We start from the raw sequence: 7,638 nt of genomic DNA on the forward strand, positions 1-7,638 counted from the left end.
GGTGCGGTAGTCGGCGTACGGGTCGCCGCCGCCGTACGGGTCGGCGTCGTTGGCGTGCGGGTCGTCGGTCGCGGGAGTGGTGTTCGCCTCGGCGTTCGTCGTCATGGGTCCACTGTCGGACACCCGGACCGGACAGGTCCATCGAAAGTTTCCGAGGTCGTCTTTCAGCTCTGCTGAACGGTCAGGGCGTCCAGGACCCGCCGCACCGTCGCCCACTCCTCGGCTCCCTTGCGCACCGCGGCGACCACGTGCCGTACGGGCCGGTCGGCGCCCAGCGGGCACATGACGACGCCGTCGCGGCGCGCGGCGGCCATCCGCGGGACGAGGGCGACCCCCATCCCGGCCTCGACCATGGCGAGGATCGCGGTCCAGCCGGCCGCGCTGTGCGCCTGTTCGGGCACGAACCCGGCGGCCTCGCAGGCGGCGGTGGTGATCTCGGACCAGGGGCCCGAGCCGCCGAAGATCCACGGCTCGCCGGCCAGGTCGGCCAGGCGCAGCGCGGGTTCGTGGGCGAGCGGGTGGCCGACGGGCAGGGCCACGTCGAGCGGGTCGGCGAGCAGCGGTACCCGGCTGAACTGGGGATCACGGGCGGTCGGCGCGTGCGCGGCCAGCGAGAGGGCGAGCTCGACGTCCCCGGCCGCGAGCAGCTCGTAGGCCTGCGCGGCCTCGGCCTCACGGACGCGGACGGTGATCCCGGGGTGCGCGGCGCGCAGCGCCCGGACGGCGGGCACGACGAGGGCGGGCACGGCGGTGGAGAACGCGGCGACGCGCACGACCCCGGCCTCGCCGTGCACGTACCGGTCCAGCTCGGCGTCGGCGCGCTCGAGCTGGGCGAAGACGGCCTCGGCGTGCCGCAGGACGAGGTGGGCGGCGTCGGTGAGCCGGACGCGCCGGCCCTGCGCCTCGAGGAGGGGGACGCCGAGCTGCCTGGCGAGGTTGGTGAGCTGCTGGGAGACGGCGGAGGGGGTCATCAGGAGGGCCTGCGCGGTGGCGGTGACCGTGCCGCGCTCGCGCAGGGTGCGCAGGATCACCAGCTTCTTGATGTCCCACCGTTCCCGGCGCACGGCGGCCGCCGGAAGCTCGTCCTCGCTCATGCCCTCAACGTACGGGACGGGACCGTTCCGCCGACCTAAAAACCTTGACATCAAGATTCTCGACACCGAGACTCTCTCGGGCGGTACGCGGCAGCCACACGGCAGGCACGCGGCAGTCGAGCCGAACGGGGGTTCACAGGTGGTCAGCGGAAAGGCCAGGGGTACGGGCAGGGGCAGGGGCGGCGGGCCGGGGCTCGCCGCCCAGCTGCGGCGGCCGCCCGGCGGGCGCGACGCGCGCACGATGCTGCTCGCCCAGTTCATCGACCGCACCGGCACCGGCGTGTGGGCGGCGTCCTCGGTCCTCTACTTCACCTTCGTCACCGGTCTGGACGGCGGTCCGCTCGGACTGCTGCTCGGCACGGCGGGCATCGCGGGCATCGCGGGCTCTCCGCTCGCGGGCCGGCTCGCCGGACGCTTCGCCGTGCGGACCCTGCTGATCTGGTGCCATCTGCTGCGGCTCGCCGCGGTGTGCGCGCTCCTGGCCCTGGACCGGTTCGCGACGCTGCTGCCCGTCGTGGCCCTGCTGAGCATGGGCGACCGGGCGGCCAAGACGCTCGAGATGATCTTCGCGACGGAGGCCGCGGGCGAGCGCAGGGCCACCTACCAGGCGCTGTCGCGCAGCGTCGCCAACGCGGCGTACGGGTTCGGGGCCGGGGTCGCCGCGATCGGGCTCGCGGTCGGCACGGAGGGGGCGTACCGGGCGCTGATCGTCGTCAACGGGGTGTCGTTCGCCGCGGCCGCCGCGCTGACGGCCCGCACGGCGGCCCGCCGCCCGCACCGGGCCCCGGCATCCGGCGGCGCCGAGGCGTCGGCCTCGCCCTGGCGCGACCCCGGCTATCTGCGCTTCGTGCTCCTCGACATCGCGACGAACGTCGACGACACGATCCTCGGGGTCGGCATCCCGCTGTGGCTGGTGCACCACACGGACGCGCCGCACACCCTGATCCCGGCGACGCTCGTCATCAACACGGCGATGGTCGTCCTGCTGCAACTGCGCGTCACGGCCCGCTTCGACGGGCCGTACGGCGCCCTGCGCGCGCTGTCCCGGTACGGGCTGCTCACCGTGCTCGGCTGTGCGCTGCTCGCGGTGTCCGGGGCGGGCGGCGCCTGGTTCGCCTCGCTCGCCCTGACCGGCTGCACGGTGCTGATCACGCTCGCCGAGCTGATGCGCTCGGTCAGCTCCTGGGAGCTGGCCGTCTCGCTGGCCCCGCCCGAGGCCCGCGCCGCCTATCTCGGCGCGGCCGGCACCGCGCCGTCCGTCGAGCGCTCGGTCGGCCCGCCGGTCGTCACGTCCGGGGTGATGGCGGCGGGACCGGCGGGCTGGCTGGTCCTGGGCGCGGCCGTCGCCGGGCTCGCGCTCCTCCAACGGCGGCTGTGCGCGGCCCGCCTGGCGGCGCAGGCCGCGCCGGGGCCCACGTCTGCGTCCGGGTCCGGCACGGCCGGGGCGCTCACTCCAGCCCGGACAGCCACTCCACCAGCAGCCGATTGACCTCGTCGGGCCGCTCCTGCTGGATCCAGTGCCCGGCCCCGTCGAGCAGATGGCTGCCGCGCAGGCCCGGCAGCGTCTTCGGGTAGGCCTCCAGGGCGTCGGCGAGCCACATGGTCGAGGCGTCGCGGGTGCCGCCGATGAACAGCGAGGGCTGCGGGACCGGGGCCCCGTCGTGAGGGGCGAGGTCGGCCCAGTCGCGGTCCATGTTCCGGTACCGGGCCAGCGCCCCGGCCAGCCCCGTCCGCTCGAACTCGCCCGCGTAGACGTCGAGTTCGTCCTCGTCCAGCCAGGACGGCAGGGGCCCGGCCGCGGGCAGACGGTCGCGCAGCCGCCCGCCCGGGGCGACGAAGTGCGGGTCGGGCGCGTCCTCGCCCGGCATCGTGTCGGCGGACAGCGCGGCGTAGAACCCGCGCAGCCAGCCGCGCACGTCCGGCTCGATCTCCGCCTCGGCCCGGCCGGGCTCCTGGAAGTACGACACGTAGAACTCGTCGCCGCCCCCGGCCGCCATCCCGGCGAACACCTCGGAGGGCCGCGGACCTCCCCGCGGCGCGTAGGGCACGCTCAGCATCCCGACGGCGCGGAACACCTCCGGCCGCACGAGCGCCGCGTTCGCCGCGATCCCGGCGCCCCAGTCGTGCCCGACGACGACGGCGCTCTCCTCACCCAGGCCGTGCACGACGGCGACGGCGTCCTCGACCAGCTCCAGCATCCGGTACGCCTCGACGTGCGCCGGCCGCGACGAACGCCCGTACCCGCGCACGTCGACGGCCGCCGCCCGGTACCCGGCGGCGGCGAGCGCGGGCAGCTGGCGCCGCCACGAGTACCAGGACTCCGGGAACCCGTGCACGAGGAGCACGAGCGGCCCGTCCCCCTGCTCCACCAGATGCGTCCGCCCCGCGGGCGACTCCACCGTCCGGTGCACGGGCCCCTTCGACGACGACTGCGACATCACTACCTCCGCACGTGGTTTCCGGACCGGCCGAGCACCGTCCCGCCCTTCCATGCTGACCGCGCCGGGCCCGGGAGTCCGAGCGGTGTTGCCGTTCCGGCAACACCGGCGTCCGTCAGGCGCGCAGGGCCGCGTCCAGCGCGGCCATGAGCTGCGCGGGGCGGCTGCGCCCCTGCGGGGCGCACGGGTAGCGGCGCAACACGTCGACCAGCAGCGGGGTGGCCCGGGCTCGCGCCGCCTCGATCGCCCGCTCCGCGGCCCGGGCGTCACCGCCCGCCTCGAGCTCGGCGATCCGCGCCGCGTTCGCCGCGGCACGCAGGATGTGGCCCACCTGGTGCGCCTTGGCGAGGGGATGGAGGTAGGCCGCGGACGCGGCGTCCCCGGCCGCCTGCGCGGCGAGCCGGGCGGCCTCGTCACCGGCCGCGTCCCCGGCGGCCCGGTGCGCGTCCATCGAGGCCACCCGCTGTCCCTTCCCCCGGTTCGCTCCCCCGACGAACTCCCAGGCGGAATCGAGGGCGGCCCGCGGCCGGAGGTCGCCGGGCACGGCCCGCTCGAACACCGGCAGCACCTCCTGCGCCACCTCGGCGACGTAGCGCGCCACGGCGCGCAACTCCTGGACGGACAGCTCGAAATCCCCGCTCGCACCGCTCACGGGGGCGATTCTCACACGCGCGTGGCGGAGGGACCGGACGCCGCCGGGGCGGACCGGGTCAGGGAGGCCAGGATCACCCCGGCCAGGATCAGGGCCATGCACGACGCCCGCATCCAGGTCATCGACTCGCCGAGCACCGCGTACGAGAGCAGGGCGACGCACACCGGCTGGAGGTAGTAGACCGCGCCGGCGCGGGCGGCGCCGATCAGGGTGATCGCCTTGTTCCAGGCGAAGAAGGCGAGCGCCGAGGAGACGACGCCGACGTAGAGGAGCGGGGCGATCGTGCCGGGGCGCGGGGTGAAGCCGCCCTGGAGGGTGAGGCTTGTCAGGTAGGCGGGCACGAGCAGGGCCGTGCCCACGACGAACGTCGCGAAGAGGAAGGCCGGGCCGCCGAGTCCGGCGGGGCGGCGGCGCAGGAGCGCGCTGTACGAGCCGAAGCAGAGGGCCGCGGCCACGACCCACAGGTCGCCGGGGGCGAGGTCCGGGGCGAGCGAGCCCCTGCTGACCAGGAGGACGACTCCGGCGCAGGCGACGAGGGTTCCGGTGACGCGCCGGGCGCCGAGACGGGCGCCGCCGAGGCGTTCGTAGAGCGCCATGAGGACGGGGGACGCGGCCATGATCATGCCCATGTTGCCCGCGGAGGTCGTCAGGCCCGCCTGGTTGACGAGCGTGTTGTAGACGGTGACGCCGAGCAGGGCGGCCAGGACGACGAAACCGGCGTGGCGGCGCAGCAGGGCCCGTTGCCGCCAGGCCGCGCGGGCGCCGAACGGGGCGACCGCCGCCGTCGCGATCACCCAGCGCCAGAACGCGTGCTGGACCGGGGGCACGCTGTCGTGCAGGGCCCGGGCGGTGACGAAGCTGCCGGACCAGACGACGGTGGCGAGGAGGGCGAGGCCGAGACCGGCGCCGAGGGTGCGGGAGAGCGGCGGGGCGGGGCGGGCGGTGCGCGCGGCGGGGGCCGTGCGGTTCAGGAGTGACAAGTGAGGCGGCATCCGTTCCGGAGAGCGACAGGAGGGGCGGTGGGGTGCGTCCGCACCTCCACCACGTCCACGGTCACCCGCCACCACCTGTCACGTCCAGCGAATGTTTGTGGAGTGACCGTTCAGTGGATGCGAACGATCGCCTACGCCTCCAGGTAGGCGAGGACCGCCAGGACCCGGCGGTTGTCGCTCTCCCCGGGGTACAGGCCGAGCTTGGTGAAGATGTTGCCGATGTGCTTGGCGATCGCCTTCTCCGTCACGACCAGCGACTCCGCCACCCCCGCGTTCGAGCGGCCCTGGGCCAGGAGGCCGAGGACCTCGCGCTCACGGGCCGTCAGGGAGCCGAGGCGCTGGTCGCGGACCTTGCGGGCGAGGAGCTTCGTCACGACCTCGGGGTCCATCGCGGTACCGCCGTCCGCGACCTGGGCGATCGTGCGGAGGAACTCGGCGCCGTTCGTGACCCGGTCCTTGAGCACGTACCCGACGGCCCCGGCGCCGTCGGACAGCAACTCCCGCGCGTACAGGGGCTCCACGTACTGCGAGAGCAGGAGCACGGGGAGACCGGGGACCTCCCGGCGGGCCGCGAGCGCCGCACGCAGGCCCTCGTCGCTGAACCCCGGCGGCAGCCGCACGTCCACGACGGCGACGTCCGGGCGCTCCCCGACGAGGGCGTCGAGGAGCTCCGGGCCGTTGTCCACGGCGGCGACGACCTCGTGGCCGTGGGCGCCGAGCAGGCGGACGAGGCCGTCCCTCAGCAGGAAGTGGTCTTCGGCGACGACAACGCGCACGGCACCTCCATCGAGATCTGCGTGGGCCCGCCCGCCGGGCTGTGCACGGCGATGACACCGTCGAAGGGCGCGAGCCGCCGCTCGATCCCCGCCAGTCCGCTGCCGCGCGCGGGGTCCGCCCCGCCCTGCCCGTCGTCGGTGACACCGATCCGGAGGGTGGCGCGGCTCGGGTCGTACGCGAGGTCGATCCACAGCCGTTCGGCCTCGGCGTGCTTGGCCGCGTTGGTGACCGTCTCGGCGACCGCGAAGTAGACCGCCGACTCGACAGGGGCCTCGGGGCGGGCCGGCAGGTCGACGGTGACCTCGGTGTCCAGCGGGCTGAGCAGGGCCAGCGACCGTACGGCGTCGGCGAGTCCGCGGTCGGCGAGGACCGGCGGGTGGATGCCGCGGACGAGGTCGCGCAGCTCCCGGAGCGCGGCCGAGGAGGAGGCGCGGGCCTCCGCGAGGAGGGCACGGACGGCCTCGGGGTCCTCGTCGAGCCGGTGCTCGGCCGCGTCCAGCGTCATGCCCATCGCGACGAGCCGGGCCTGCGCCCCGTCGTGCAGGTCGCGCTCGATGCGGCGCAGTTCGGCGGCCGAGGTGTCGACGGCGTCGTACCGGGTCGCGGCGAGATGCGCGATCCGCGCGGCCATGACCTCCTGCTCGCTCGGGGCGAGCGCGGCCCGCACGAAGCGGGCGTGCCGGTCGACGACGCCGGGCGCGGCCAGGACACCGGCCGCGGCGACGGCGAGGCCGAGCAGCCCCGCCATGAGCCCGGTCGGGACGTCCGTGACGTGGACCGCCGTGTACCAGAGGCCGTCCCAGCCGGCGTCCTGGGCCAGGTACGCGCCGAAGAAGCCGAGGAAGACGCCCCACAGGCCGTAGCAGACCAGGCCGACGGGCAGACAGACGAGGAGGCCCCCGACGAACGAGTAGAGGGTGACCCAGCGCCACTCGCGCAGCCGCTGCGGGTCCTCCAGGAGCCAGCGGTAGCGCGCGACGACACCGTGCCGCTCGCTCTCGTCGCGCGCCGGGGCGGGGGCGGCGCCGACCTCGATGCCGGACCAGCGTCCGGCGAGCGCCCGCTCGCGGTCCACGAGGCGGCGCATGCCCCGGGCCGCCCACGGCAGCATGCCGCGGACCGGCGTCCACACCGCGAGCCCGACCATCACCGACCAGTGCATCGCCGCCAGCGAGAGCACCCACAGATGGTGGCTGCGCCTCAGTGCCTGCATCCGCTTCATGCCGTCCCCCATTCCGCCCTGTCTACTGACCCGTTGCTGTCATCGCAACGAGTATGTGGCGAACTCGGCGGGGAAGTCGGTGGAGTTAACTCCCCTGTCCGGCGCACCGGCGGCGTCGTCGGGGGCGGCGGCGAGCGGCTCGTCGCTCGCCCAGGCCGCGTATCCGTCGGGCCGCACGAGGAGCGCGGTGCGGCGCTCGCCCGCCCAGTGCGCGACCCGTACGCGGGCGCCCGCGCAGGTGGCCCCGGCGGGCAGGACCAGGACGAACTCGCCCGCACGCAGGGCCTCGTAGAGCCGGGAGCCGTCGCGCAGCCGCAGGTCGGGGACGCGGGTGCCGACGAGCCGGTGGGCGCCCCTGGGGGCCGGGTAGCGCACCCCGAGCCCGGTGATCTGGCCGACGGCGCGGTCGCGGGCGGGGCGGACCCGGGCGAGCAGGGCGGTCAGCCCGGCGCGCGCGGCCAGA

General features: G+C 75.5%; 7 protein-coding genes and 1 pseudogene. 1 reads left to right on the top strand and 7 read right to left on the bottom strand.

Annotated elements, in window-relative coordinates:
• Positions 1 to 164 precede the first annotated feature (164 nt).
• The gene (locus tag GTW43_RS03865) at positions 165 to 1,094 is read right to left on the bottom strand and encodes a LysR family transcriptional regulator (protein ID WP_161300197.1); all 930 of its coding nucleotides are present in this window, start codon (positions 1,092 to 1,094) and stop codon (positions 165 to 167) included.
• A 139-nt stretch (positions 1,095 to 1,233) separates the two neighbouring features.
• Here GTW43_RS03865 and GTW43_RS03870 point away from each other — a divergent pair, with 139 nt between their 5' ends.
• Positions 1,234 to 2,583: an MFS transporter gene (locus tag GTW43_RS03870; RefSeq protein ID WP_343245891.1), complete on the top strand. Its 1,350-nt coding sequence runs from the start codon at positions 1,234 to 1,236 to the stop codon at positions 2,581 to 2,583.
• Here GTW43_RS03870 and GTW43_RS03875 read toward each other — a convergent pair.
• The 6 genes and pseudogenes from GTW43_RS03875 to GTW43_RS03900 all read right to left on the bottom strand — a co-directional run.
• Positions 2,543 to 3,532, bottom strand: coding sequence for an alpha/beta hydrolase (locus GTW43_RS03875; protein ID WP_161300198.1), 990 nt, complete (start codon positions 3,530 to 3,532; stop codon positions 2,543 to 2,545). The two genes, GTW43_RS03870 and GTW43_RS03875, sit on opposite strands and share 41 nt — an antisense overlap.
• A 115-nt stretch (positions 3,533 to 3,647) precedes the next feature.
• Positions 3,648 to 4,184, bottom strand: a complete 537-nt coding sequence (locus GTW43_RS03880) for a putative immunity protein (protein ID WP_161300199.1) — start codon at positions 4,182 to 4,184, stop codon at positions 3,648 to 3,650.
• Positions 4,185 to 4,195: 11 nt separating this feature from the next.
• A complete protein-coding gene (locus tag GTW43_RS03885) occupies positions 4,196 to 5,155 on the bottom strand; it encodes a DMT family transporter (RefSeq protein WP_237536387.1) in 960 nt (319 codons plus the stop codon).
• A 152-nt stretch (positions 5,156 to 5,307) separates the two neighbouring features.
• On the bottom strand, positions 5,308 to 5,952 hold the full coding sequence (locus GTW43_RS03890; protein ID WP_161300201.1) for a response regulator transcription factor: 645 nt from the start codon (positions 5,950 to 5,952) through the stop codon (positions 5,308 to 5,310).
• Positions 5,916 to 7,175, bottom strand: coding sequence for a histidine kinase (locus GTW43_RS03895; protein WP_237536386.1), 1,260 nt, complete (start codon positions 7,173 to 7,175; stop codon positions 5,916 to 5,918). The genes GTW43_RS03890 and GTW43_RS03895 overlap by 37 nt, the downstream gene beginning before the upstream one ends.
• Positions 7,176 to 7,214: 39 nt before the next feature.
• Positions 7,215 to 7,638: pseudogene (locus tag GTW43_RS03900) on the bottom strand (FAD-dependent oxidoreductase); the annotation flags it as partial.

Origin of the sequence: Streptomyces sp. SID5785, assembly GCF_009870065.1 — a bacterium.
Taxonomy (GTDB): Bacteria; Actinomycetota; Actinomycetes; order Streptomycetales; family Streptomycetaceae; genus Streptomyces.

Coding starts and splice junctions, on each gene's coding strand:
- GTW43_RS03865 (WP_161300197.1), bottom strand. CDS start 1,094: ATGAGCGAGGACGAGCTTCCGGCGGCCGCCGTGCGCCGGGAACGGTGG.
- GTW43_RS03895 (WP_237536386.1), bottom strand. CDS start 7,175: ATGAAGCGGATGCAGGCACTGAGGCGCAGCCACCATCTGTGGGTGCTC.
- GTW43_RS03875 (WP_161300198.1), bottom strand. CDS start 3,532: ATGTCGCAGTCGTCGTCGAAGGGGCCCGTGCACCGGACGGTGGAGTCG.